Here is a 22,200-nt window from a genome sequence, read left to right as displayed (position 1 = left end):
ATGGAGGTTATATGAGGAAAATATTTGTTCCGATTGTTGCACTTGGTCTTTTTGGATGTGGAGTTAGTACGTCTGAAATGCGTGCGTTAGAATTTAAAAGCTATCCAATTACACAAAGCGAAGATCATGTAAAACAATGTTTGCTTGATAAGCTAAATAGCTTTAGGCCTGATCGCATGTTGATAAATGAATATGGAAAGCATACAGAAATATTTATTGGGGCAACACAGGCGGGGAAGTTTAGAAGTTTTTATTTGTTTGATATTTTGCATAATGAAATTAAGATGTCTCATTATGATGGTGTATTTCCAGCATTATCTAAAAGCGAGGCAGACAGCATTGTCACGTCCTGTCTATGATTAATTGAATATTTGAAATAATAAAAAACCGCCCGTAGGCGGTTGTTTAATTTAATTTGTTTAATAGATCTTGCATTGTATGGATAGAAACGCCAATCTGGGACTGTATATTAATATGCTCGCTTAATCTTTTTTTCAATTTATTCAAATCTTCTTCCGTCAGTAAATCACTGTTGGCTTGAATTTGTTTTTTTAAATTTTTTATGCTTTTCTTTATATTTTTATTCATTCTAAGTATTTCTGGGCTTGTGCCAAATTGTCCTACAAATAAAGCTACACAGAAACTAAGAATCGGCGTCACTAAGGGGGCTGTAAGGTTAGCTATTTCAACCAAATGGGGAAGATTGGGAGTAATGTAAAATTTTATGATAAGCGAAAGAAAAAGCCCAATTCCTGCGGTATAAGAACCATATTCAAGCATTGAGAAAGGCTTTGTAACTGCATTTTGTTCAGCCATTACTTTCCTCGCTGCGTTTAATTTCTCTTAATTGTTCAATGATAGAATCTCTTGTCGATATTCTTATTGATTTAGAGCCAACCAAATTCCCATTATGATAATGATTGATGGTGATTTTATAATATGGGTTTAAAATACTACCAAGATAAAATGATAAGATTTTTAGTAAACGAGAAAGTACGGGGGTGCATAAAAGCACCCCTATAAACAAAGCTAATTCGTTGATATGCTCAACAAGCAAACTAATTAATCTTTCCATTATCAGAGATAATACGCCGCTCTTCTGTGGCTAAATGATGTTTAACTTTGGTTATAGTATAGTATTCTTTTGTTTCATAACCTAGCATTTTTATTGTTTTGTTCATTGTTACAGTGAACAAATCGCCTTTCTTGAAACTGGCAATGTTCTCATTTATTTTTTTAATAAAATCCTCGTCAGTAATTTCAACCGGGTAAGAGTGATTGCCGTAAGTCATTTCCCACCCTTTACTGCCTTTAAAGCTTACTGTAAGTAGTGCGATTGTTGTTTCTAATATCTCAACCCTTTCTTTTGGATCGTTGATTTTCATCTTTTGAATCGTTCTTATTTCTTCCGGTTCCAACTTAACTAATATCTCTCTGGAGTCTTCAGATGAGTCAGGTGTTTTGATGGAATTTCCAGCCAATATTTTAAATGCCGGTTTTATGTTCCCTTCAAGAGGTGAGGACACCAGTGTTTTTATATTCTCACGAATATCTTTATTGGCTAATAACTTAGCTATGTTTTTATCTGATTTTATTTCTTTTCCATCAACACTTAAAGTTGCAACATCACTGTTATCATTGGTATGAATACCAATTACAGTTTCTCCTTTGGTGTCATTAATCGCATCAAATATGGTCTTTCCTAAGTTAGACACACTTTTTCTTGATTTTACGCTGGCGTAACCCAATCCAATGTATGGTAATACATCTATAACCTGTGTGGCCATATTATAAATATCAATTCCAAAAACAACCTCAAGGGAACCTTCCTGTGCTGGTGTTTCTATAAAAACGCCAAGGCTCTTGCGTCTGCCCGGATTTAATAACTTATCTGATTTTTCAATCAGATCATGCATTGCTATTATAGCCTTTCCAAGCTCTCTCGCATTCATGCGGTGATTTTCTAAATCTCGACTATCCGAATCATATGATAAAGTAATAAACTCAGTTCTAACTACCTTTCGTTGCTTAGGTTGTTTTTTATTATCCGGCAAACTCTTAGCTTTATCTGTCATATTTTTTTCCTTAGGTTGGTTGTTATAGATCAACAATATCCAGTGTTAGTTTCTATAGTAAAACTGAATACCAAAAGACTTTTCCAATGACTGATATATCTTGCATGTCTGTTATCTCATCCGGGTGTTCTTCGCTGTTGTAACTGCGGATCTTAACTTGTTCGTTTGGCATATTGTAGAGTAGTTTTATTCTCAGCAATCCACCGTGGTTTATTGCATATATTTTCCCATCTCTAATGGTTTTATTGCCCAAATCAATCCCTACTGTTGTTCCATCCGGAATAACAGGTTCCATAGAGTTACCGTCTGCAATTACACACACAGCATTTTCAAACTGCACACCTTGTTTTCTTAATGTGGCTTTAGAAAAACGTAATTTAAAATTGTTATAGTCTGCGATGTCATCAGCAAACCCATTACCCGCAGCAAGGCGAACATCTTGATAAAAAGGCACTGCCACTTCATCACTATTTAATGGGGTGTTTCTATCCCACAAATCAAAGGATCCAAGCTCTTTTATGTTTGATGCAACTTTTGTTTCAGTTGAGTCAGTAGAGCCATATTTCAAATAAGCAGGACTAACTCCAAAGTATTCAGCCATAGATTCAATTTTGTCATCTCTTGGTGTGGCTGTGCCAAGCGTATAACGTCTGGCCATTTCATAGGTTACGCCTAGAGCCTTTTGAAGATCTCCTATTCTTTTATTTTGCTGAGCCATTAATTCATTAATTCGGCTTGCTAAATCTGACATATAACCCCCTTATTTCTACTAAAGGTAGAGAATACGTAAATAAAATAGTTGATTCAATTCTATTTTTAGTAGTAGAATTATGCTACTTAAAATAGAAAAGAGGTTAAGATGCTACCAATCGAAAAAGCTTATGAAATCGTAGGCGGTATTTCTGCCATGGCTCGGCACTTCAATATCACACCTTGGGCAGTATCAAAATGGCGTGAAAAAGTACCAGCTGAACGCTGTGCAAAGATTGAAGAACTTACTAATGGCAAAGTTAAAAAATCCGAATTACGCCCCGATTTGTGGGATTAATTTATCAGTAAAAATCAAAAAGAAAACCATAAAAATAAGGCAAAAATTATGGCAATGAAACAAACCATTATAGAGATGATTGAACAGATACCCGGTGGTAAAAGTGCGGTAGCTGGATTCTTAGGATTTACTGAAAGTGAATTAAATAATCGTCTTTATCAAACAAAGGGCCAACGGTTCAAAAATGAAGAGTTAATCGCTATTCAGCTTGAATATGGTTGCACACAATTTATTGAAGAATTATGCCGTTCCGCTGGTGGACGTTTTGTACCAGATACCTGTGCAGATGATTTAGATGCAGTAGAAATGGCAAATATTCAATTACATGAGTTATCAGCTCGTGGATTGTTATTTGAAGCATTAGAAAGCGCGCTTGCTGATGGTGAGATTACCAGTTGTGAAGAAGATTTGATCCGCAAGTTATTAAATAAACATTTATCTGCAACACAACATTCTATTGAGTGTGTGATTTCACTTAATAAACGGCAATAAAAAACCACGGCGGCCACCGTGGTTAATTACACTCACAAGGAGTTCACAAGATGAATGAATTATTACCGATTAATGATAAAAATGCAAGTGCATTAACAATGAGCAGTCGAGAAATAACAAAACTTGTTAATTCTCGACATAGTGACGTGTGTAAAAGCATTGAAACACTTATTTCAAAAGGTGTTATTGGGGGGTATCAGCCGAAACCGTACACCCACCCACAGAATGGTCAAATCTACTATGAGTATTTTTTGAATAAGCGCGACACTTATATTTTAGTTGCTCAGTTTTCACCGGAATTTACAGCTGCAGTTATTGACCGCTGGCAAGAGTTAGAAAACCAACAAAATCCGACCGCACTTTTACCGCAAAATTATCTTCAAGCCTTAGAGCAGTTGGTGGCATCAGAGAAAGAGAAACAAGCTTTAGCATTAGAGAATAAAGCAATGAAACCTAAAGCGGACTTTGTAGATCTTTACGTTGATATTGGCACAACAAAATCATTACGCGAAACGGCAAAAATCTTAAATATGCCAGAGAAAGCGATGATTGCTGCACTAGAGCGTGATAAAGCGTTATATCGTCAATCAGGTAATCTTATTCCATATTCAGACAAACAAAGCCGTGGCTTATTTACAGTAAAAACAGGTACAGCAGAGCACGGTCATAACTTTACACAAACTCGCGTGACATCGAAAGGTATTCAATGGATCGCACAACGTTACGCTTCGGAGTTAATGCTATGAGCAAATTTATCCCTAATTCTTTTCAGATCCCTAATGCTTTTGTAGATGAAGTGATGTTTGCCCTTTCTGGTAACGCTGTAAAAGCCTATTTGTTGGTGGCTCGTAAAACGACTGGTTGGCAGAAAGAGAGTGATTTTATTTCTATTGAGCAATTTAAACAATTCACTGGCATTAACCGAGACAAAACTATCTATGAAATCCTTAAAGAGCTTGAAGAAGTTGGTTTGATTCGTACTGTTAAAACCGCTGGAAGAACGACTGAATTCTATTTAGTGAAAGACCTTCCTAACGTTGAAAACAAACCAGTGGCGAAAAGTGCTACCAGTGGCGAAAAACGCCACCAGTTACAAAAAGCGCCACCAGTGGCGAAAAGTGCCACGACACCAGTGGCGGAAAACGCCACCGCTACCAGTGGCGAAAAACGCCACCCTACAAAAACAAATAATAAAACAAATATAAATAACCCCCCTATAGTCCCCCCAGCTGAGCAAGTTGTGTTGGATTATTTGAACATGGCATTGGCAAATCTCGCTGAAGAACAAGGCGAACGTAAACCAACAGGCTACAAGCTCACTGACAAAACAAAACAAGCGATTGGCGCTCGATTAGCTGAATTTGATTTGGGTGTGTGTAAACGTGTGGTGGATTATCTCGTGTCGAAATGGGGCCGTGATCCGAAAATGGTTGAGTATCTCCGACCAAGTACGATTTTCCGTCCAACAAACTTCGGTGAGTATGTTGTTGGCTCAGAACGTTGGGATAACAAGGGCAGACCAGAAATGCGAGACGGTGCTTGGGTAATGGCTGATGGCACGATGTTAAAACCGAAAGGCAGTGCACCAAACCCAGCAAGCAAAAGCACCGATTGGGCAAAGGGCAGACAAATTCAAATTCGTAATCCGCAAGTAGCGGAAAAACTACGCAAAATGGGGATGTTGAAATGAACGTGGCAATCAGACAAGAAAATTGCGTTTCAGGGGTTGATTTAAATACTCATGTTTCAGAATTAGTGAATCAGTTATTTAATCGCTTGTGTGCTTACTGCAACCGTTGGCGCTATAACTACCCAACAGACGAAGCATTGGAAGAAGCAAAATTTATTTGGATTGAAGAGCTAGTGAATCATGATGTTTTATCTGTGGATATGTTAGAGCGTGGATTAGCAAGAGTTCGTGCAGCAAGAAATGATTATTTTCCAAACCTGTTTGATTTCATCGAGTGGTGCAAAATTCCGATGGATTTACCGTCAGAAGAAGAATTAGCACAGCGTTTAGCCAGTTTTCAACGTTATGGCATGGCTGATGTAGATAAATTTAAATTCAATTCTACCGTGGAATATTGGTTGATCACTGATTTGTATTGTCGTTGTCGCAGATACACTTGGTCGGTAGAGCAGTTACGCAAAGAAATTAAACAGGCCTTACGCAATATGGCTGATCGTTTAAAAAATGGTGAAGTGTTACCGGAGCCAACAAAACAATTACCAGCACAAGCAACATCTATGCCAGTCTCAAAAACACGTCAAGCAGAGATTATTGCAAGCATTAAAGGATCGTTGCGGGGGCATTAATGCAAGTATTGTTGTTGACACCATATAAACAATCAGACCTTGGTTTAATGATGTTTAGAATTCCGCGCAATGCTGCACAGGTAATGACGAAGAGAATGGTGTTAATGCCAGAGCCTACTGAATTACAACATAGGGAATCGGGTGTAGTTAATTGGCAAGGGGCTATTAGTGAAGAATTTCCACCGTTGGTGGTGGATTTCTTAAAAAATAAGGAAGTGCGGTCAAAATTACTTACAAAAAAAGCGTTGATGAATTTTGTGGCCAGTATTAAGCATTGTCAGTTGAGTGATGGTGAATACTGCCATAAAGAATTAACAATTACTCCGCACTTAGACGGTTTTATTAGAACTTGTTGGCACCATGATACGGAAATGCGTAAGGGAAACTATGATGCGGAAAAAGCAACGTTGGTGGTGGAGCAAAATATAGAGCAAGCAATCATTGCAAAAATCCAAGTGGATTTAAAACATGCTCGCCATTTAACAGAATCAGATTTAGTACTGTATTGTTTTAAGAATGGACTTCAACGTTTATTAAGTGATGCGTTATTAAGAAAGGTCTTTAGTGTTAAAAATTACGAACGAGACAATAAAGAAAGTTCCACTCGTTTTGAAGATCCTCTTATTTATCACATGGACCGTTTAGATAAAGCCATTTTAAATTTAAAAGCTGATGATGATCCGCCACTTCAATATATGGCAAGACCAAAGCCACAATATATCCGTTCTGAAAAATGGTTACGTTGGGTAAAAACTCAGCCTTGTGTGTGCTGTGGTAAACAAGCAGATGATCCACATCATTTAATTGGCCATGGTAATGGTGTGATGGGAAGTAAAGCAGATGATTTGGATTGTATTCCGCTTTGCCGAATTCATCACAATGAATTACATCAAAACGTAAAAGCATTTGAAGAAAAGTATGGTTCACAAATAGAGCTTTGGCATAAGTTCTTTTTATACTCCATCAAGATTGGTGCATTAGTGATTGATTAATAGTTTAACAATCAAAAGTGCGGTCTTTTTTAAAGTGAGATTTCCAAGATGACGATAACACTTGAACTACCATTTCCACCTTCTGTTAATACCTATTGGCGCAGAGTAAATGGGAAAACATTAATTAGCGCGAAAGGACGCGCTTATGCAGCACAGGTCTCCTGGATGACAAGACGCTCAGCAAGATTTCCAGCGGGTATTCGTGCTGCAGTGGTGGTGGAAGCATTTATGCCGGATAGAAGAATGCGTGATTTGGATAATCTTTTCAAATCATTATTAGATGCGTTAGTGAAAGCGGGCGTGTTGGTGGACGATAGTGTTATTGATGATTTGCGAATCGTACGCAAATGTGTAGTCAAGGGTGGAAAGGTTTTAGTGTCGATTAGTGAGGTGGTAAATGACTTATAGCGTTGAGCGTATCTTAGAAAAATGGGGTAACTGTTGGGGGCGTGACCGTATTGGCACAGAATATCCAAGCACAACAATATCAATCCCTGTTCTGCCGACAGCAAGAAAGGCTTATATCAAGTTATTAACCGATGATGAGTGTTTAAAAATTGAAAAGCAAATAATGAACCTACACGATGATGATTTATTGCAGTATCAAATTTTAATGGCTCTATACATTCAGCAAGCGAGCGAGAGAGAGATTTGTAACGCCCTTAATATCTCACCAGCTAAAATGTATCGAGAGCGCGCACAAGGTATTAGATTTTTAAAAGGTGCGTTTGTGGCTGCTAAAATTAAGTTTATGTTTTTAGGATAACAAAAGGCGCTTTTAAAGCGCCATTTTTAATTATGCTAGTTTTTTTATAATCTCTTCGATTTTTAACTGTCTTGCTTTTAGTAGTGAGATGATATCAAACCAAACGCCAGTTGGGATTTTCCGCTCACCAGAAATCCATGCCCGCATGCGTCTAGGGCTGGATAAGTCAAGGTCTCTGGATAAAGCTGTTTGCCATTGGTCGCCATATAAAGCATTGCCTACTACAGCTAACTCGTTAGCTCCATAGTCTGCGACATCGTCTGTTATCTTTGCGTAATGATAGTAACCTAACCAAAAAGCACCTTGAGCGTCAAACTCCATTTTGTCTTTAGGGTCTGTTAAATCGCTCGGAATTTTATCCATTAGGCGCATAATTTCATCTTGGTTTGCTGTATTGATAATATCTCCACGTTGACTCATTAAACCAATCCCTTTAGCAGGGAATCTGATAATGGTATTTTGTACATTAACTGGCACATCAACACCATAAACACAGCGGACAAGTTGACCTACAGTGTACATTATTTCTTTGTAATTCATTTTTGATTCTCCTTAAAATAAAGCCTCTTTCGAGGCTTGTTATTATTTTTTTTCCGCCATCAACCATCACGACTGCAAAGATTGTTTGTTTTGGAGTTGTACTTGTAAAGCGACTATATTTATCAATCCAAACCCAAGATTCTTGACGTCCAAAGAAGGTGTCTACAATTTTTTGCACGTGAGCAACTTGTTCTGCTGTTGCTCCTTGAGGGATTTCGATTTCACCAAGGATAGTGATGATGTTGTTAATGATGTCATTAGCCCATCTAATTTGTTTTCCTGAGCCAATTAATTGTGGTTTTGTGATTTGGATAGTTTGAGTTGTCATAATCGCCTCCTTTAGGCTTATTAGTTAGCGGCTCTGTAGCCATCTCTTGTTTAGATGAGCCTATTATAAGGCTCAAAAATAATTGTGTCAATATCTTTTTTTAAAATTTAAAATTTTTTTAATTTATTTTTTTGAATTATTTTATTGACAACTTGCAAGTAAAAGTATAGTATAAGTTATAAGTTGCGGTTTTAGCGCATAGCGAACGCATAGATATGTTTAGAAACAGCCCTGATCGGAAACGGTCGGGGCTTTTTATTGCCAAAAATATGGTGGGTATAAATGCAAATTCTCAAAGACATGCCTGTAGAGTCTCAGGCTTATGGTTGGCTAACTGCTTTATTCGGAGCTATGACTCTGTCCGAATGGTCTATTTTAATTGGTGTTCTTGTCACTATATGTGGTTATATACGTGAATCTCGTTATAAAAAACGAATGTTAGAACTCGAAGAAATTCGAGCGGGCGTTCGTGACAAAAACGGTGAAATAATACAGGGTGATAAAGATGTCAAAACTCAAAAAAGCTAGCGCTTTTGGTATTTGTTTAGTTAGTGTAATTGTTGGATTGGTATATGACTCTGAAGATCGTTCATCAGGAATTATAATTTCCGAGAATGGTGCACGCGAAACTGGTGATGAAGAAGGTTGTAGAACTAATCCGTATCAATGTGCAGCAAAAGAGTGGACATTTGGTATCGGAGCGGCTACTACGGGTGGCGCTAATGTCATCATTGGTAAAACCTATACCAATGAAGAAATAGCAGATCAGTATGCAAAAGATTTGCGCAAGGTTAGTAAGTGCATTATTGATTACTATCCATACAATGAAATGAACCAAAATCAAATAGATGCTTTGGGCTCATTAATTTTTAACATTGGGTGTCAAGGTTCTCGGTTTTACTTAGATAGAGAAAGTGGTCGTTTTAAAAAGACTCAGCTTTATAAAGCTGCAATTGATAAAGATTTTATTCGCATGTGTAATACTTTCCCTAATTATTCCAGGGTGAATGGTAAGGTGCATAAATCTATATTAAAACGAAGATTAAGGGAACGTGATTTATGTTTGTCTCCAGTCAATAAAGTATAGTTGTTATGTGCATGGTTAGCCGGTGCGGTTATGGGAGCTATTAAATCAGATGGCGAAAGCGTAAACAAAAGAGCCTAAACCGCACCGCTATTTATTATGGGGTTTAACATGATTGGTATCGGGCAATATATCAGTAACGGATTCACAAAGGTTTTATTGGTGTGTTCCGTTGTTTCTGCGTTTGTAATTCTTGCATTGTGTGGATGGATTAATCATCAGTCAGCAACTATTGATGGACTGAATGTAAAGATTAAAACACACCAAGAAACAATTGCCGTACAAAGTCAAACGATCACTCGATTAGAAGAAGATGCTGAGCGAAATAGACAGCTAACATTTGAGTTAAGTCGGGTGGAGTCAGATGCAAGGAGTAAATCAGATGCAGTTATCAAATCTATACCGAAACAAGTTAAAGCTAGCAGTGCTTTTAATACTAGTGCTCCTAGCAATGTTATTGAGTTCTTGCGCCAGTAAACCTGTTGTAGTGAGTTGTTCTCAATTACCTGCAGCGTTGACCTCTCATTTAGATAAGACAGTATTTGCTGGTGATACTTATGGTGATGTAACAAAGTACGCGGTAATCCTAAAACGCGAACGTGATATGTGCTTAAACCGCATCGACAAGATTCGGGAATGGCAAACAGAGAAGTTAAGTAAATAAAAGGTGAGTGATAATACTCGCCTTTTTTCTTTTGGTGGGAACTATGCCAGCAAGAATACCTAAAGCATGCAGAAAGCAAGGCTGTAAGAATACAACAATCAACAGCAATGGTTATTGTGATGAACATCAAGGTTGTGGTTGGCAAAGACATCAGAAAGGAAAGACATCGTCTCAACGTGGTTATGGAGCTCAATGGCGAAAAATAAGAGCTGTCGTGTTAGTTCGCGACAACTACTTGTGCCAAGAATGTTTAAAGCAAGGTCTGTTTGTAACAGCTACAACTGTTGACCACATAATCCCTAAGGCGCACGGTGGCAGTGATGACTTAACTAATCTACAAAGTTTATGTAATTCATGCCATAAATTCAAAACAGCGCGAGAACGCTTGAAATAGTGTTTAAAGTTCGGTTGTTTTTGTAAGGGTAGGGGGTGGTAAAATCTCTATAGGTTTTGCCTATCGAAACCGCCCACCTAACTCTATTTTTACAACCGCGAAATTAAAAATTTAGGGTAAACGCCAAATGACAGGAATAGCAACAACGCCGGGGCGAGGAAGAAAGCCCACTCCGACGAAAGTGAAAGAGCGTCGCGGCAACCCCGGTAAAAGAAAATTAAATAAAGACGAGCCTGAGTTCAGTCCATTTAACGAAAACACCCCACCGCCATCTCAGCTTAATACTGACGGTAAAAAGATGTGGGCCTTTATTCTAAAAGAATTACTATCCCAAGGAGTTCTACTACAAACCGATCTTGAAGTAGTGACAAACTATTGCATTGCATATCAGAATCGTAATCGTGCTTGTAAAGATGTTGAAAAATACGGCACGTTTGTTGAGAACGGGAATGGTGGATTATCGAAAAATCCTGCTTTTACTGTTTTGAATGAAGCATTGAAACAGATGACTACATTCGGAGCGTTGCTCGGACTTGACCCAAGCAGTCGACAACGATTGATTGGTAAGGTAGATGAGCAAAATCACAATCCATTCGCGGAGTTAATGCAATGACAGATAATGTAAAAAAGGCAATTAAGTATGCCAAAGATGTTATTGCTGGCAAAATTCCTGCTTGCCGATTTATTGTAAAAACCTGTCAGCAGTTCATTGATGATTTAGAAAAGCAAAGTGCGGTTAAATTTCCTTATTATTTTGATGAAGTTAAAGCTGAAAAAGCGTGTAAATTCATTCAATATCTGCCACACACAAAAGGTGAGTGGGCATCAAAACGACAAAATATCACACTTGAACCGTGGCAACTCTTCATTATGGCAAATACTTTCGGGTGGTTGCGTAAAAGTGACAATCTGCGTCGTTACCGTGAAGTTTATGTTGAAGTACCCCGCAAAAACGGTAAATCAGCTATTTCTGCAGGTGTCGGCTTGTATATGTTCTGCATGGATAATGAGTTTGGTGCGGAAGTCTATTCAGGTGCAACCACAGAAAAACAAGCGTGGGAAGTATTCCGTCCTGCTCGATTGATGTGTAAGAAAACCGATCTTCTTTGCTCAACTTTCGGTATTGAAGTAAATGCCTCTAACTTAAACCGTCCTGCTGATGGTTCTCGTTTTGAACCACTTATTGGTTCACCTGGTGATGGTGCGTCGCCTAGTTGTGCGATAGTGGACGAATACCATGAGCATAAGAATGATGAGCTATATACCACAATGTTGACTGGTATGGGTGCACGTAAACAACCGCTTATGTTTATCATTACGACTGCAGGTTATAACATCGAAGGTCCTTGTTACGACAAACGCAGAGAAGTAATTGAAAAATTATCCGGTGCAATTCCTAATGACGAGCTATTTGGGATCATCTATACAATTGATGAAGATGATGATTGGACAGATGAAAGCGTATTACGTAAAGCAAATCCAAACTTTGATGTGTCAGTGTATGGTGACTACCTAATTAGTCAGCAAAACAAAGCAATTAATAATGCACGTCTAACCAATACTTTCAAGACTAAACACTTGAATGTATGGGTGTCTGCGAAAGAAAGCTATTTCAACATGGTGAGCTGGGAAAACTGCAAGGATGAAACATTATCACTTGAAGATTTCCAAGGTGATGATGTTGTGCTTGGCCTTGATATGGCGCGTAAGCTTGATATGAACTCGCTTGTTAAAGTTTTTGCGCGGGTTATTGATGGTAAGCGGCATTATTATTGTATTGCTCCAGAATTCTTCGTTCCGGAAGATACTATCTATAACACTGATACCGCTTTAAAACGAGTGGTGGACAAATATCAAAAATGGGTAAACAGTGGGCATTTAACTGCAACAGATGGTGCGGAAGTTGATTATCGAGAAATCGAAGAAGTCATCAAAGATACCAATCAAGAGCATAGAGTTTCCTGTGTTGCAATTGACCCGCATGGAGCGATAGCAATCAGCCATAACTTAGCCGATGAAGGGCTTAATCCTATAACCATTACACAAAATTACACTAATTTATCCGACCCAATGAAAGAATTGGAAGCAGCAATTGAATCAGGTCGTTTCCATCATGACGGGAATCCAATTATGACGTGGTGTATTGGTAACGTGGTTGGCAAGACGGTTCCAGGGAATGATGATGTTGTGCGCCCAATTAAAGAAATTCCTGAAAACAAAATAGACGGAGCGGTGGCGTTAATGATGGCAATAGGTCGCATTATGTTGAGCACTGATGATGAAAGCTTTTTCCCAAATGAGGTATTAGAACTATGAGAACTGTCATTTTAGATCTTTTAGGTCTAACAGGCTTTGGCTTGATGTCTTATGGAGTGTATCTCAAATATGGGGCAGATATTGCATTAATTGGCAGTGGGGCATTATTACTGCTTTTAACTATTTTGGCATCGAGAGGTAAACAATGATTTTTGATAAATTATTTAGCACTCGTTCACTTGAGAATCCAGCGGTGCCATTAAGTGCTGAATCAGCTTACGAAGAAATATTCGGAATGCAGCCGACTAAATCGGTTAGTCCTGATTTGGCGATGAAGTTATCTGCTGTTTATGCTTGTGTTTACGTGTTGTCGAGTTCGGTCGCACAATTACCACTGCACGTGAAGTGTAAGAGCGGTGATAAAGTAGAAACAGTAAAAGATCATCCAGTATATTACCTTCTACATGATAGCCCTAACGCTTGGCAGACGTCTTATAAATTGCGCGAATATGCACAAAGTTCTGTTTTGTTGTACGGAAATGCTTATATCCATATTGTTCGTGATAAAAACGGTGGAGTTGTCTCGCTTGAATCATTAGAGCCGTGGAAAGTGCAGTTGCTTAAAAACGGAAGTCGCTATGTTTACGCTTACTACGGTGACGATAAGACAATGAGCCTATCTCCAGATGATGTTTTACACATCAAGTCACTCGGGCCATCAATAAAAACAGGTAAATCAGTCATCCAAACTCATGCTGAGACGATTGGCTTAGGGTTGGACGCTCGAAAATTTGCGAGCGGGTTCTTCGGTGGAAATGCTCGTCCTGCAGGTATTCTTTCGGTTAAGACGCCACTGAATAGCAACGCGTGGGAAAATTTTAAAAAGATGTGGCAAACCGCACAAGAAAAGCTGAGAAGCGAAGAAAATAAAACAATATTACTTCCTGCTGAGCTTGATTATAAGGCTTTGACCGTGTCACCAGTCGATACCGAGCTTCTTTCGATGATGAAACTTAATCGTTCAGAGATTGCCGGTATTTTTAATGTTCCAGCACACATGATCAATGATTTGGAGAAAGCGACATTTTCCAACATCTCCGAACAGACAATCCAGTTTATTCGATTCAGCGTGATGCCATGGGTGGTGAATTGGGAGCAAGAATTAAACCGAAAAATCTTTACTGAAGCAGAGCGTAAAGCGGGTTACTTCGTGAAGTTTAATCTTGCTGGGATTATGCGCGGTACTGCAGGTGAGCGAGCAACGTTCTACCATGCGGCTATCACTGATGGTTGGATGTCGCGAAATGAAGCTCGCCAGCTTGAAGATATGAATCCGGTTGAAGGACTGGATGAAATGTTGGTTAGCGTGAATGCGGCAAAACAAGCAAATAATAAACAAACGGAGAACACAAATGAGTGATGTAGAAAAACGCTCCTACGCAGGCGAAGTGCGAGCGGAAAGCCGAGATGATGAGCCTACGCACATTATCGGTTATGGTTCCGTGTTCAATACTATGTCTGAAGTAATGTGGGGTTTTCGCGAAATCATTATGCCAGGTGCATTTGATGATGTGCTTGAAGATGATGTGCGCGGGTTGTTTAATCACGACCCGAATTTCATTCTAGGACGCAGTAAAGCTGGTACGTTGAGTCTATCAGTTGATGAAACTGGCCTTAAATACGACATTATCGCACCAGATAATCCAACTATTCGTGATTTAGTTATTGCACCGCTAAAACGTGGTGATATTACTCAATCATCTTTTGCGTTTAAGATCGCACGTAATGGAGATGAATGGTATGAAAATGATGATGGTGTAATCATCCGTGAAATTCATAAAATTTCACGCCTTTATGATGTCAGTCCTGTGACTTATCCCGCTTACCAAGAAGCAAGCAGTACAGCTCGCTCACTTGAAGCATGGAAAGAAGCTCGAGACTCAGGAACAATTGCTAAAGCGGTATCACAAAAAGCCGCACGTGAGCGATTCTTAAGCTTAATTAGCGCTAAATAAAAGTAATTTTTATCAATACGAGCCGCAATAATGCGGCTTTTTTCATTTAAAGAAAGAGGAAAAATCATGGCTAAATTACATGAACTTCAAGAAAAACGTCGTAATATCGCGGCTCAAATGCGTCAATTGAATGATGAAATTGGCGAAAAAACATGGACTGAAGAACAACGAACTAAGTGGGATTCGATGAAATCCGAGTTAGGCGGTGTTGAATCACAAATTGAGCGCGAAGAATCATTACGATCAACCGATGCTTTATTTGTTGAAGAACAACGTCAAATTGAAACTGAATCAAAACCAGTTATTGATGTAGAAGTTAAACGTTCACAAGCATTTAATTCGTTCTTGCGTCGTGGCTTAGGTGAATTAAGTCAAGAAGAACGTCAAGTGATGGCAGAACTTCGCGCACAAGCGTCAGGCACGGACAATAAAGGTGGTTACACTGTGCCTAAAGAAATGCAGGCTCGTATTGCGGAACAAATGAAAGCTTTTGGTGGTATCGCGAGCGTTGCTCAAATCCTTAACACCGCAGACGGTCGCGTTATTACTTGGGCGACTGCAAACGGCACCGCTGAAGAAGGTGAATTAATTGGTGAAAATGCGGCAGCAACTGAATTAGATACTGAATTTGGCACAGCTGAGCTTGGTGCGAAAAAACTCTCATCAAAAATTATCCGCGTATCAAACGAATTGTTACAAGATTCAGGTGTGGATATCGAAGAGTATTTATCTCGTCGAATTGCAGAGCGTATTGGTCGTGCAGAAGCTAAATATCTTATCCAAGGTACTGGCGTTGGCTCACCTGCTCAACCTAAAGGCTTGCAAACCGCAGTTACTGGTGTAACACAAGCGGCAGCCGCTGCAGTGGCATGGCAAGATTTTAACGCATTGATCCACTCAGTAGATCCTGCCTATCGCAACGTTGGCAATACTCGCCTTGCTTTCAACGACAATACGTTAAAAACGTTGAAAGAAATGGTAGATGGACAAAAACGTCCATTATGGTTGCCTGATGTGGCTGGCGTTGCTCCTGCAACCATCTTAGGCCATCAATATGTGATTGACCAAGGCATCGAAGATATTGGTTCAGGTAAGAAATTTGCTTACTTTGGTGACTTCAGCCGTTTCGTTATTCGTCGCGTGTCAGGTATGACATTACGTCGCTTAGTGGAACGTTACGCAGAGTTTGACCAAGTAGGTTTCTTAGCGTTCCATCGCTTTGACTGCGTACTCGAAGATGTGTCAGCAATTAAAGCATTAACAGGTAAATAATTAAAAGTGCGGTCAGAAATGGCCGCATTTTTATTGGGGGATGAATGGAAATCACACTAGACGAAATTAAGTTGCAATGTCGCATTGATAATGATGAGGAAGATGATTTGTTGTCTGCCTATCTAGTTGCAGCAAAGGCGATGGTTGAGAACCACACGAATAGAGTGCTTTTTAATACATTGCCCGAAGAAAAACCGATTAATGCACAAGAAATCACTGGCGATTTAAAAATAGCTATATTAATGCTGATCGCTTACCTATATGAAAACCGTGGTGGATGGAATGAGGGGCAAGGTGTAACAAACTTTGATTTACCTCCAACCGTTAAGGCAATCATTGAGCGTTATCGTTTTATATGTGTAGGTAATTAAGATGAACATAGGAAAGCTACGCCACAAAATTACTTTGCTACGGCAAGTTAATGAAGTGAATGATTACGGTGCAAGTTCTCAAACCTGGAAGAGAGTAGCTACTGTTTGGGCTGATGTTAGACCATTATCAGGTCGAGAATACTTTTCAGCTCAACAAGTACAGTCGGAAATCACTACACAGATATGGCTACGTCATCTAGACGGTATCAAACCGTCAATGAGGGTTAAGTTCGGTAAACGTTTTTTGGAAATTGTTGCCGTGCTTAACACCCAAGAACGCAACGTATCTCTACAATTGATGTGTAAAGAGGCAGTTGATGGGTAATGTCAAAGTCGAGGGCTTATCTCAAATACACAAAGCTTTGAGTGAGCTTGGTCGTAAGGTCTCTAACAAGATTGCAGTTAAAGCGATGAGAGAGGGCGGAAAGATTGTGCGAGAGCAAGCAAGACAAAATGCACCTGTTCTTTCCCAAAGTATGCCACATAGACGAGCTGGCACGCTCAAAAAAGCGATTAAAAGCAGCACGAAAGTCTTAAAAAACGGCAAAATCGGCACTGTAGTAAGAGTTAAGACACTTACGACCAAGCAAATCGAAACTTTTAAGGTTAGAAGTGGCAAGAAAGGGGCGCTTAACCCTAAAGACCCATATTACTGGAGATTTTTAGAGTTTGGCACTTCAAAAATGCCAGCCAAGCCATTTATGAGGCCGGCATTTGAGCAGTCTAAAGAAAAGGCTGCGACAGAAATCATCAAAACGTTAAAAGATGGCATTGAGAGTGAGGCAGGTAAATGATACAGCAAGATATTTTCAAGGCTTTATCGCCACTTGTTGAAAATAGGTGTTTTTACGGATTTGTTCCTGACACCAATAAGAAATTCCCTGTCATCGTCTATCAATTCATCAATATTTCGCCAAATTCCGCTTTGGTAGATGGCGATTTAGATGATTTTATGGTGCAAATTGACATTTACAGCCCAAATCCCGATGACGTAATGGCGTTAAGGAAACCCATATTCACCGCATTAGAGCAAAAGCTCGAATATGCTGAGCGAGTAAATGATTTATCGGATTATGAACCCGACACTAAACTACACAGACGGGTTATAACCTACCAAATTGCTTATGGAGAATAACAATGGCAACACAAACAACCCCTTTTCAAGGGACTAAGTTTTATTTAGGCGTTGGCTACGACACAGAAAAAGCGATTACAGCTTGTACTGTTACGCCAAATGCCACAATCACCGCAACGGGTAATGGCTTAAAAACTGGTGATTTTATCCGAATCACTGGCTTAGGTGCATTAGATGGCTGCTATCCTGTGAAATCTGTTTCCACTGATACAGTAACACTTGCCGATGAAGTGGATTGGAAAGGTTTCGATAAACCAACTGACTTTACTAAGGCGAAAGTCTCAAAAATCCAACTATCAAGCAATTTCTGTGCTATTAAACAGATTGATGGTGATGGTGATACATTGGGCGAAACAGACATCACTACAATGTGTTCAGAGGGTACAGAAACAGAAGCAGGCGAAATTGAATACGGTTCAATTAAACTCTCTTTCTATTACGCACCGGCAACAGATATGCAGCAAGATTTGCGTAAAAAATTCTATAACAAGGAAACGTTCCCTTGGTTGATGATTCTTAAAAACAATCAAGGTGCTTTATATGGTACAGGATTCATTCAAACCTCACCTAACTTCAGTGGTGAAGTAAAAGGTAAATTTGAATCAGGCGTAACCATTAAAAAAGCGAAACGTGATTATTTTTTACCTACAACAGCGTAAATAACAAGACCGAGAGTTAATCCTCTCGGTTTTCTTTTTCTAAGGCGGAAAGAATGAATTTAAGAGATAAACTTTTATCACGCAAGCCAAAAGTCAAACCAGTAGAGATTTTAGGCGATACCTATTACATCCGAGAGTTTACCGTTGGCGAAATGAATAAAGCCTTATATGGACAACAACAAGAATTAGTGCGAATTGCTGAAAGTCAAGGCATTACACTTGATTTTACCAATGAAGATACCTTAACCGAGCAATTGGCCAAAGTTTACGACAAGCACAAATTAACTCGCACAATCGCAATGCGTTTATGTGATGAATACGGTGAAAACCTATTCAATGCCGAAGATGAAAACGACTTAGAGGCATTATCTCAACTTGATAAAGCTGTCATTGAGCAACTTAACCAAGCCATTATGGACGGTGAACCAAAAAACTCACAAGCCGAAGAAAGTTCCAAATAAACCTGTCACTTTCTCTCGGAAAAACGCTAGAAGAAATTGAGCAGATGCCTGAAAGTCATTTACAGGAATATCGCCTATTTTACGAAGAACAACCGTTCGGATTATGGCGTGATGATTACCGCTCGGCTCAAATTTCGCACGTTCTAGCAATGGTAAATCGTGATCCGAAAGGCAAACCGCCAGAGCTATCAGATTTTATGCCTTTCTATAAAGAGAAGAAAGAAGAAGAGTTTGATGACGGTTCTGCTGAATACTTAGCAAATAGATAACTGGAGTAAAAATGGCAGGCTCATTAGGACACTTGAATATCCAACTTGAGTTAGATCAGGTTAAATTTCAAAGTGGCATCAATAACGCACAAGGCAGAGTAAAGCGCTTTACTGATACTACTACAAAACAATTAAGAAATATTGAGCGTTCAATGAACTCGCTCAATCGTGTATCCGCCAACCTTTTCAAGGCTGGTATAGCTGGCTTTGGTGTAAATCAATTAAAAGGTTTTGCCGATGGATATACTGAAATTCAAAATAAACTTCGATTAGTTGAAAGCGCATCAATTAGTAGCTCTAAAGGTTTAAATAACGTTTTCGATATTGCGTTAAAAACAAACCAAAGCATCAATGCGACTTCTGGCGTTTATCAGCGGTTCGCTCAAAATGCCGAAACATTAAAAATCAGTCAGGCACAGATTGCTAGTTTAACTGAAACGGTATCTAAAGCTGTTGCGGTATCTGGTGCAAGTGCAGGTGCGGCAGATGCGGCACTGACACAGTTCGGGCAAGCGTTAGGGAGTGGGATTCTTCGTGGTGATGAATTTAACTCTGTAATGGAGCAAACGCCAGCATTAGCGAAAGCGATTGCAACAGGTTTGGGCGTTACCACTGGCGAACTTCGCAACATGGCGAAAGAGGGCAAACTAACAATGGATGTCCTCGTCCCTGCGTTAGAACGAGCCAAAGAATCGGTAGATGACCAGTTTAATACTCGAATCCTTACTATTTCCGCAGCCTTTGAAAATCTAAACACCTCAACAGTTAAATGGATTGGTGAATTAGATAAATCAACAGGAGCGAGCGAGGCATTTGCTAAGGCTATCAACGAAATCGCCAATCATTTAACCGTAGTGGCGAGCCTTGCAGCAGGTGCAGGAGTAATTTGGAGTGTTGGGAAAATCCGCACTTGGATTGCTGCTAGTATTCAAGCTTCCGCTGCTATGTCAGCTCAAGCCGCAGCAACAAGAAATCTTACTGCTGCACAACAAGCTTTAACCGCAACTGGTAAAGGTTTAGGTGGCGCATTGGGTTTTGTTGGTGGCCCACTTGGTTTATTAACTCTCGGCTTATCCGCTGGCGTTGGCGTATTCCTAGACTACCAACAAAAAACAGAAGCCGCTAGACAAGAATTACTATCTTTCGCTGATTCGTTAGATGTAACGACTGGTAAATTGGCAAATACTTCTGCCACAGTCCTTGACGGAATGAAAGCCAAATTAGAGCAATCAATTACCGCACAAAAGGACGAAATTAAGCGATTAGAAGAAGAGTATGAAAAACTCAACAGAATAATCGAACAAGGCAAACAAATCGCTCAATCAAGCGGAAAAACGGAAGATTCAGCGTATTTAGAGGCGTTAGCAAAAGCAAGTCAAGATTTAGCGATTAAAAAAGCAGAATTGGCGAAAGCTAACGAGAAACTGACTAAATCGGAAGATGATTTAAAAACAATCATTGGTCAAGTTCCAGTTGCTGAATTCAATGACAAATTAAGAAGTCTATTACCAACACTTGACACTTCAAAAGTCAGTATTGATTCAATTGGCTTTTCTCTCGATGATTTAAACCGCATTTTCCCAAGCGCTGAAAGTGGCGCTGCATCTATTACAAGTGCGGTTGAACGAATGGGTGCAATGGCCGTCTTGGTTGCAAGTCAGTTCAACGCTCTTGGTTTTAGTGTTCAAAACGCTTTAAGTGATAAAGCAACACAAATAATTGAGCGAAACAATCGCCTAATTGCAATCAATAAAGAGAAAGACCCAGCCAAGAAAAGCAGACTTCAAGCGGAAGATGCGACTATAAATTCAGGACTTACGAAAGGCACTGCAGATTATGATGCTGTCTTTAATAGCAATGTCGAGCTATACGCATCACAAATTACCAGTAAAGGTGGCTCAGCTAAAAAACAAAAAGGAAGTGGCTCTAAAGTTGATTATGTGAAACAGTACACTGACCAACTTAGCGAGATGGAACGCAGACTTTCAGAGATTCGAGCAAATGCCCAAGATATTTCTGTATTCGGTCAAATCAGCCAATATCAAGAGTTAAACAAAATTACTCAAGATATAGCGGCAAATGGCGAGAAATACGCTCATTTTGGTACTGATGGTTTAGCTAAGCTGAAAGATATGGCTGCTCAAATTGATGCAGCACAACAAAGCGTAGCAATCGCACAATTTACTTATGATAACGGTGAAAAACTTCAGGCGATGGAATTTGAGCTTGAACTGCTTGGTAAAACGAGACAAGAGCAAGAATTAATCCAATACAACCATCAATTAGACCTTGAGGCATCTCGATTAAAAATCGGAATGTCACAGGAGAATATCGCTAAACTTGATGAAGAAATTGCTAAGCTTAAAGAGCGTAGAGCGGTTATTCAGGAAACTGAAAATCAACGCAAATCAGATCCAATTGCCGGCATTAAAGACGGTGTAAACCAAATCCAAGAAAGTGTTGGTGATGTAGCAGGAAACATCTCGCAAATCACTCAAAATGCTTTCAATGGAATGTCTGATGCTTTGACTGACTTTGTTTTAACAGGTAAAGCAGACTTCCGCTCATTAGCACAATCAATCTTGAAAGATATTTCAGCGATGATTGTTAAAATGATGATTTTTAACGCTATCAAGTCGGCTGCGAGTGCCTTTGGGTACTCTGATGGTGGCTATGTTGGATTTGCTAGCGGTGGTTATACTGGTGATGGTGGTAAATATCAGCCGGCAGGCGTGGTACATCGTGGTGAATACGTTATCACTAAAGAGGCAACATCAAGACTTGGGATTGGCTTTTTAAACCATCTCAATTATGGTCGTGGCTATGCCACAGGTGGATCAGTAGGCTCTATTCCGTCAACTGGTTACAAGCCTATGGCTGGCGGAAGTATTTCCGTTAAAGTTATCAATAATGGCGAGCCTGTTAATGCCAACGTTGAACAAAGACAACGAAATGGCGAAACCGAAATCACGGTAGAGTTAATCCGTCAGATAGCAAGAAGTGAGACCAATGGCATCATTTCAAATAATATGCGTTCTGGTGGCGTGTTTGCTTAAGGGGTAA

At 39.5% G+C, this 22,200-nt stretch carries 34 protein-coding genes; 28 read left to right on the top strand and 6 right to left on the bottom strand.

Annotation, left to right across the window (positions count from 1 at the left end; genetic code table 11):
• The first annotated feature begins 11 nt into the window (after nt 1-11).
• Nucleotides 12-359 (top strand): hypothetical protein, encoded by a 348-nt coding sequence (locus tag HMPREF2732_RS07685; protein WP_070592323.1) that lies wholly within the window; start codon nt 12-14, stop codon nt 357-359.
• 46 nt (nt 360-405) lie between these two features.
• Here HMPREF2732_RS07685 and HMPREF2732_RS07680 read toward each other — a convergent pair whose 3' ends face one another.
• Genes HMPREF2732_RS07680 through HMPREF2732_RS07670 form a run of 4 tightly spaced genes read right to left on the bottom strand, consistent with a single transcriptional unit; the run spans nt 406 to nt 2,826 of the window.
• On the bottom strand, nt 406-816 hold the full coding sequence (locus HMPREF2732_RS07680; protein ID WP_070592322.1) for a FlxA-like family protein: 411 nt from the start codon (nt 814-816) through the stop codon (nt 406-408).
• Nucleotides 809-1,075, bottom strand: a complete 267-nt coding sequence (locus tag HMPREF2732_RS09805; RefSeq protein WP_148129046.1) for a hypothetical protein — start codon at nt 1,073-1,075, stop codon at nt 809-811. Before HMPREF2732_RS09805 ends, HMPREF2732_RS07680 begins: the two co-directional genes overlap by 8 nt.
• Entirely contained in the window at nt 1,059-2,075 is a 1,017-nt protein-coding gene (locus HMPREF2732_RS07675; protein ID WP_070592321.1) for an LAPAL motif-containing putative phage structural protein, read from the bottom strand. Before HMPREF2732_RS07675 ends, HMPREF2732_RS09805 begins: the two co-directional genes overlap by 17 nt.
• Before the next feature lie 52 nt (nt 2,076-2,127).
• Nucleotides 2,128-2,826: a LexA family transcriptional regulator gene (locus tag HMPREF2732_RS07670; RefSeq protein WP_070592320.1), complete on the bottom strand. Its 699-nt coding sequence runs from the start codon at nt 2,824-2,826 to the stop codon at nt 2,128-2,130.
• A gap of 108 nt (nt 2,827-2,934) precedes the next feature.
• Between HMPREF2732_RS07670 and HMPREF2732_RS07665 the strand changes: the two genes are divergently transcribed.
• The 8 genes from HMPREF2732_RS07665 to HMPREF2732_RS07630 are packed head-to-tail and all read left to right on the top strand — an operon-like array spanning nt 2,935 to nt 7,689.
• Nucleotides 2,935-3,123, top strand: a complete 189-nt coding sequence (locus HMPREF2732_RS07665; protein WP_005641697.1) for a transcriptional regulator — start codon at nt 2,935-2,937, stop codon at nt 3,121-3,123.
• A 48-nt stretch (nt 3,124-3,171) separates the two neighbouring features.
• Nucleotides 3,172-3,615, top strand: a complete 444-nt coding sequence (locus HMPREF2732_RS07660; RefSeq protein ID WP_070592319.1) for a YmfL family putative regulatory protein — start codon at nt 3,172-3,174, stop codon at nt 3,613-3,615.
• Between the two features lie 50 nt (nt 3,616-3,665).
• A complete protein-coding gene (locus tag HMPREF2732_RS07655; protein ID WP_049371081.1) occupies nt 3,666-4,361 on the top strand; it encodes a phage antirepressor KilAC domain-containing protein in 696 nt (231 codons plus the stop codon).
• Complete coding sequence (locus HMPREF2732_RS07650; protein WP_070592318.1) at nt 4,358-5,305, top strand: conserved phage C-terminal domain-containing protein; 948 nt, start codon at nt 4,358-4,360, stop codon at nt 5,303-5,305. The genes HMPREF2732_RS07655 and HMPREF2732_RS07650 overlap by 4 nt, the downstream gene beginning before the upstream one ends.
• Nucleotides 5,302-5,931, top strand: a complete 630-nt coding sequence (locus HMPREF2732_RS07645; RefSeq protein WP_070592317.1) for a replication protein P — start codon at nt 5,302-5,304, stop codon at nt 5,929-5,931. Before HMPREF2732_RS07650 ends, HMPREF2732_RS07645 begins: the two co-directional genes overlap by 4 nt.
• A gap of 47 nt (nt 5,932-5,978) precedes the next feature.
• The gene (locus HMPREF2732_RS07640) at nt 5,979-6,923 is read left to right on the top strand and encodes a DUF968 domain-containing protein (RefSeq protein WP_186821537.1); all 945 of its coding nucleotides are present in this window, start codon (nt 5,979-5,981) and stop codon (nt 6,921-6,923) included.
• 48 nt (nt 6,924-6,971) lie between these two features.
• Entirely contained in the window at nt 6,972-7,331 is a 360-nt protein-coding gene (locus HMPREF2732_RS07635; protein ID WP_070592315.1) for a RusA family crossover junction endodeoxyribonuclease, read from the top strand.
• Nucleotides 7,321-7,689, top strand: coding sequence for an antiterminator Q family protein (locus HMPREF2732_RS07630; RefSeq protein WP_070592314.1), 369 nt, complete (start codon nt 7,321-7,323; stop codon nt 7,687-7,689). Before HMPREF2732_RS07635 ends, HMPREF2732_RS07630 begins: the two co-directional genes overlap by 11 nt.
• A 30-nt stretch (nt 7,690-7,719) precedes the next feature.
• On the opposite strand, the gene HMPREF2732_RS09715 is transcribed toward HMPREF2732_RS07630, so the two are convergent.
• Together HMPREF2732_RS09715 and HMPREF2732_RS07620 are read right to left on the bottom strand one after the other, a co-directional pair.
• On the bottom strand, nt 7,720-8,229 hold the full coding sequence (locus tag HMPREF2732_RS09715) for a hypothetical protein (RefSeq protein WP_083304367.1): 510 nt from the start codon (nt 8,227-8,229) through the stop codon (nt 7,720-7,722).
• On the bottom strand, nt 8,168-8,557 hold the full coding sequence (locus HMPREF2732_RS07620) for a hypothetical protein (protein ID WP_070592313.1): 390 nt from the start codon (nt 8,555-8,557) through the stop codon (nt 8,168-8,170). Before HMPREF2732_RS07620 ends, HMPREF2732_RS09715 begins: the two co-directional genes overlap by 62 nt.
• Nucleotides 8,558-8,839: 282 nt before the next feature.
• On the opposite strand from HMPREF2732_RS07620, the gene HMPREF2732_RS07615 reads away from it, so the two are divergent.
• From HMPREF2732_RS07615 to HMPREF2732_RS07535, 19 genes are all read left to right on the top strand, one after another.
• The gene (locus HMPREF2732_RS07615; protein WP_070592312.1) at nt 8,840-9,085 is read left to right on the top strand and encodes an HP1 family phage holin; all 246 of its coding nucleotides are present in this window, start codon (nt 8,840-8,842) and stop codon (nt 9,083-9,085) included.
• On the top strand, nt 9,063-9,644 hold the full coding sequence (locus tag HMPREF2732_RS07610; RefSeq protein ID WP_049384882.1) for a lysozyme: 582 nt from the start codon (nt 9,063-9,065) through the stop codon (nt 9,642-9,644). Before HMPREF2732_RS07615 ends, HMPREF2732_RS07610 begins: the two co-directional genes overlap by 23 nt.
• A gap of 96 nt (nt 9,645-9,740) precedes the next feature.
• Nucleotides 9,741-10,118, top strand: coding sequence for a DUF2570 family protein (locus tag HMPREF2732_RS07605; RefSeq protein ID WP_083304366.1), 378 nt, complete (start codon nt 9,741-9,743; stop codon nt 10,116-10,118).
• Nucleotides 10,093-10,305 carry an Rz1-like lysis system protein LysC gene (locus tag HMPREF2732_RS09710; RefSeq protein ID WP_261673770.1) on the top strand — a complete coding sequence of 71 codons (213 nt, stop codon included), beginning with the start codon at nt 10,093-10,095 and terminating at the stop codon, nt 10,303-10,305. Before HMPREF2732_RS07605 ends, HMPREF2732_RS09710 begins: the two co-directional genes overlap by 26 nt.
• Before the next feature lie 43 nt (nt 10,306-10,348).
• A complete protein-coding gene (locus tag HMPREF2732_RS07600) occupies nt 10,349-10,699 on the top strand; it encodes an HNH endonuclease (protein ID WP_049384884.1) in 351 nt (116 codons plus the stop codon).
• Between the two features lie 127 nt (nt 10,700-10,826).
• The gene (locus tag HMPREF2732_RS07595; protein WP_049372598.1) at nt 10,827-11,312 is read left to right on the top strand and encodes a phage terminase small subunit P27 family; all 486 of its coding nucleotides are present in this window, start codon (nt 10,827-10,829) and stop codon (nt 11,310-11,312) included.
• Nucleotides 11,309-13,015 (top strand): terminase large subunit, encoded by a 1,707-nt coding sequence (locus HMPREF2732_RS07590; protein ID WP_070592311.1) that lies wholly within the window; start codon nt 11,309-11,311, stop codon nt 13,013-13,015. Before HMPREF2732_RS07595 ends, HMPREF2732_RS07590 begins: the two co-directional genes overlap by 4 nt.
• Nucleotides 13,012-13,164, top strand: coding sequence for a hypothetical protein (locus HMPREF2732_RS09895; protein ID WP_049372596.1), 153 nt, complete (start codon nt 13,012-13,014; stop codon nt 13,162-13,164). The genes HMPREF2732_RS07590 and HMPREF2732_RS09895 overlap by 4 nt, the downstream gene beginning before the upstream one ends.
• Nucleotides 13,161-14,375 carry a phage portal protein gene (locus HMPREF2732_RS07585; RefSeq protein ID WP_070592310.1) on the top strand — a complete coding sequence of 405 codons (1,215 nt, stop codon included), beginning with the start codon at nt 13,161-13,163 and terminating at the stop codon, nt 14,373-14,375. Before HMPREF2732_RS09895 ends, HMPREF2732_RS07585 begins: the two co-directional genes overlap by 4 nt.
• Nucleotides 14,368-14,970, top strand: coding sequence for an HK97 family phage prohead protease (locus HMPREF2732_RS07580; RefSeq protein WP_070592309.1), 603 nt, complete (start codon nt 14,368-14,370; stop codon nt 14,968-14,970). Before HMPREF2732_RS07585 ends, HMPREF2732_RS07580 begins: the two co-directional genes overlap by 8 nt.
• Nucleotides 14,971-15,036: 66 nt before the next feature.
• Nucleotides 15,037-16,242: a phage major capsid protein gene (locus HMPREF2732_RS07575; RefSeq protein WP_070592308.1), complete on the top strand. Its 1,206-nt coding sequence runs from the start codon at nt 15,037-15,039 to the stop codon at nt 16,240-16,242.
• A 44-nt stretch (nt 16,243-16,286) separates the two neighbouring features.
• Nucleotides 16,287-16,613, top strand: a complete 327-nt coding sequence (locus tag HMPREF2732_RS07570) for a head-tail connector protein (protein ID WP_070592307.1) — start codon at nt 16,287-16,289, stop codon at nt 16,611-16,613.
• A gap of 1 nt (nt 16,614) precedes the next feature.
• Nucleotides 16,615-16,938 carry a phage head closure protein gene (locus tag HMPREF2732_RS07565; RefSeq protein ID WP_070592306.1) on the top strand — a complete coding sequence of 108 codons (324 nt, stop codon included), beginning with the start codon at nt 16,615-16,617 and terminating at the stop codon, nt 16,936-16,938.
• Nucleotides 16,931-17,407 (top strand): HK97-gp10 family putative phage morphogenesis protein, encoded by a 477-nt coding sequence (locus HMPREF2732_RS07560; RefSeq protein WP_070592305.1) that lies wholly within the window; start codon nt 16,931-16,933, stop codon nt 17,405-17,407. The genes HMPREF2732_RS07565 and HMPREF2732_RS07560 overlap by 8 nt, the downstream gene beginning before the upstream one ends.
• Nucleotides 17,404-17,748 (top strand): DUF3168 domain-containing protein, encoded by a 345-nt coding sequence (locus HMPREF2732_RS07555; RefSeq protein ID WP_070592304.1) that lies wholly within the window; start codon nt 17,404-17,406, stop codon nt 17,746-17,748. The genes HMPREF2732_RS07560 and HMPREF2732_RS07555 overlap by 4 nt, the downstream gene beginning before the upstream one ends.
• Nucleotides 17,749-17,750: 2 nt before the next feature.
• On the top strand, nt 17,751-18,407 hold the full coding sequence (locus tag HMPREF2732_RS07550; RefSeq protein ID WP_070592303.1) for a hypothetical protein: 657 nt from the start codon (nt 17,751-17,753) through the stop codon (nt 18,405-18,407).
• Between the two features lie 53 nt (nt 18,408-18,460).
• On the top strand, nt 18,461-18,868 hold the full coding sequence (locus HMPREF2732_RS07545) for a hypothetical protein (protein ID WP_070592302.1): 408 nt from the start codon (nt 18,461-18,463) through the stop codon (nt 18,866-18,868).
• A 44-nt stretch (nt 18,869-18,912) separates the two neighbouring features.
• A complete protein-coding gene (locus HMPREF2732_RS07540) occupies nt 18,913-19,137 on the top strand; it encodes a phage tail assembly protein T (RefSeq protein ID WP_070592301.1) in 225 nt (74 codons plus the stop codon).
• A gap of 11 nt (nt 19,138-19,148) precedes the next feature.
• On the top strand, nt 19,149-22,193 hold the full coding sequence (locus tag HMPREF2732_RS07535) for a tape measure protein (protein ID WP_070592300.1): 3,045 nt from the start codon (nt 19,149-19,151) through the stop codon (nt 22,191-22,193).
• Nucleotides 22,194-22,200: the final 7 nt, after the last annotated feature.

The sequence above is a fragment of the Haemophilus sp. HMSC061E01 genome, from assembly GCF_001810345.1.
GTDB lineage: Bacteria > Pseudomonadota > Gammaproteobacteria > Enterobacterales > Pasteurellaceae > Haemophilus_D.
This window is presented reverse-complemented; position numbering and strand designations above follow the sequence as displayed.

Coding starts and splice junctions, on each gene's coding strand:
- HMPREF2732_RS07685 (WP_070592323.1), top strand. CDS start 12: ATGAGGAAAATATTTGTTCCGATTGTTGCACTTGGTCTTTTTGGATGT.
- HMPREF2732_RS07680 (WP_070592322.1), bottom strand. CDS start 816: ATGGCTGAACAAAATGCAGTTACAAAGCCTTTCTCAATGCTTGAATAT.
- HMPREF2732_RS09805 (WP_148129046.1), bottom strand. CDS start 1,075: ATGGAAAGATTAATTAGTTTGCTTGTTGAGCATATCAACGAATTAGCT.
- HMPREF2732_RS07675 (WP_070592321.1), bottom strand. CDS start 2,075: ATGACAGATAAAGCTAAGAGTTTGCCGGATAATAAAAAACAACCTAAG.
- HMPREF2732_RS07670 (WP_070592320.1), bottom strand. CDS start 2,826: ATGTCAGATTTAGCAAGCCGAATTAATGAATTAATGGCTCAGCAAAAT.
- HMPREF2732_RS07665 (WP_005641697.1), top strand. CDS start 2,935: ATGCTACCAATCGAAAAAGCTTATGAAATCGTAGGCGGTATTTCTGCC.
- HMPREF2732_RS07660 (WP_070592319.1), top strand. CDS start 3,172: ATGGCAATGAAACAAACCATTATAGAGATGATTGAACAGATACCCGGT.
- HMPREF2732_RS07655 (WP_049371081.1), top strand. CDS start 3,666: ATGAATGAATTATTACCGATTAATGATAAAAATGCAAGTGCATTAACA.
- HMPREF2732_RS07650 (WP_070592318.1), top strand. CDS start 4,358: ATGAGCAAATTTATCCCTAATTCTTTTCAGATCCCTAATGCTTTTGTA.
- HMPREF2732_RS07645 (WP_070592317.1), top strand. CDS start 5,302: ATGAACGTGGCAATCAGACAAGAAAATTGCGTTTCAGGGGTTGATTTA.
- HMPREF2732_RS07640 (WP_186821537.1), top strand. CDS start 5,979: ATGATGTTTAGAATTCCGCGCAATGCTGCACAGGTAATGACGAAGAGA.
- HMPREF2732_RS07635 (WP_070592315.1), top strand. CDS start 6,972: ATGACGATAACACTTGAACTACCATTTCCACCTTCTGTTAATACCTAT.
- HMPREF2732_RS07630 (WP_070592314.1), top strand. CDS start 7,321: ATGACTTATAGCGTTGAGCGTATCTTAGAAAAATGGGGTAACTGTTGG.
- HMPREF2732_RS09715 (WP_083304367.1), bottom strand. CDS start 8,229: ATGAATTACAAAGAAATAATGTACACTGTAGGTCAACTTGTCCGCTGT.
- HMPREF2732_RS07620 (WP_070592313.1), bottom strand. CDS start 8,557: ATGACAACTCAAACTATCCAAATCACAAAACCACAATTAATTGGCTCA.
- HMPREF2732_RS07615 (WP_070592312.1), top strand. CDS start 8,840: ATGCAAATTCTCAAAGACATGCCTGTAGAGTCTCAGGCTTATGGTTGG.
- HMPREF2732_RS07610 (WP_049384882.1), top strand. CDS start 9,063: ATGTCAAAACTCAAAAAAGCTAGCGCTTTTGGTATTTGTTTAGTTAGT.
- HMPREF2732_RS07605 (WP_083304366.1), top strand. CDS start 9,741: ATGGGGTTTAACATGATTGGTATCGGGCAATATATCAGTAACGGATTC.
- HMPREF2732_RS09710 (WP_261673770.1), top strand. CDS start 10,093: ATGTTATTGAGTTCTTGCGCCAGTAAACCTGTTGTAGTGAGTTGTTCT.
- HMPREF2732_RS07600 (WP_049384884.1), top strand. CDS start 10,349: ATGCCAGCAAGAATACCTAAAGCATGCAGAAAGCAAGGCTGTAAGAAT.
- HMPREF2732_RS07595 (WP_049372598.1), top strand. CDS start 10,827: ATGACAGGAATAGCAACAACGCCGGGGCGAGGAAGAAAGCCCACTCCG.
- HMPREF2732_RS07590 (WP_070592311.1), top strand. CDS start 11,309: ATGACAGATAATGTAAAAAAGGCAATTAAGTATGCCAAAGATGTTATT.
- HMPREF2732_RS09895 (WP_049372596.1), top strand. CDS start 13,012: ATGAGAACTGTCATTTTAGATCTTTTAGGTCTAACAGGCTTTGGCTTG.
- HMPREF2732_RS07585 (WP_070592310.1), top strand. CDS start 13,161: ATGATTTTTGATAAATTATTTAGCACTCGTTCACTTGAGAATCCAGCG.
- HMPREF2732_RS07580 (WP_070592309.1), top strand. CDS start 14,368: ATGAGTGATGTAGAAAAACGCTCCTACGCAGGCGAAGTGCGAGCGGAA.
- HMPREF2732_RS07575 (WP_070592308.1), top strand. CDS start 15,037: ATGGCTAAATTACATGAACTTCAAGAAAAACGTCGTAATATCGCGGCT.
- HMPREF2732_RS07570 (WP_070592307.1), top strand. CDS start 16,287: ATGGAAATCACACTAGACGAAATTAAGTTGCAATGTCGCATTGATAAT.
- HMPREF2732_RS07565 (WP_070592306.1), top strand. CDS start 16,615: ATGAACATAGGAAAGCTACGCCACAAAATTACTTTGCTACGGCAAGTT.
- HMPREF2732_RS07560 (WP_070592305.1), top strand. CDS start 16,931: ATGGGTAATGTCAAAGTCGAGGGCTTATCTCAAATACACAAAGCTTTG.
- HMPREF2732_RS07555 (WP_070592304.1), top strand. CDS start 17,404: ATGATACAGCAAGATATTTTCAAGGCTTTATCGCCACTTGTTGAAAAT.
- HMPREF2732_RS07550 (WP_070592303.1), top strand. CDS start 17,751: ATGGCAACACAAACAACCCCTTTTCAAGGGACTAAGTTTTATTTAGGC.
- HMPREF2732_RS07545 (WP_070592302.1), top strand. CDS start 18,461: ATGAATTTAAGAGATAAACTTTTATCACGCAAGCCAAAAGTCAAACCA.
- HMPREF2732_RS07540 (WP_070592301.1), top strand. CDS start 18,913: ATGCCTGAAAGTCATTTACAGGAATATCGCCTATTTTACGAAGAACAA.
- HMPREF2732_RS07535 (WP_070592300.1), top strand. CDS start 19,149: ATGGCAGGCTCATTAGGACACTTGAATATCCAACTTGAGTTAGATCAG.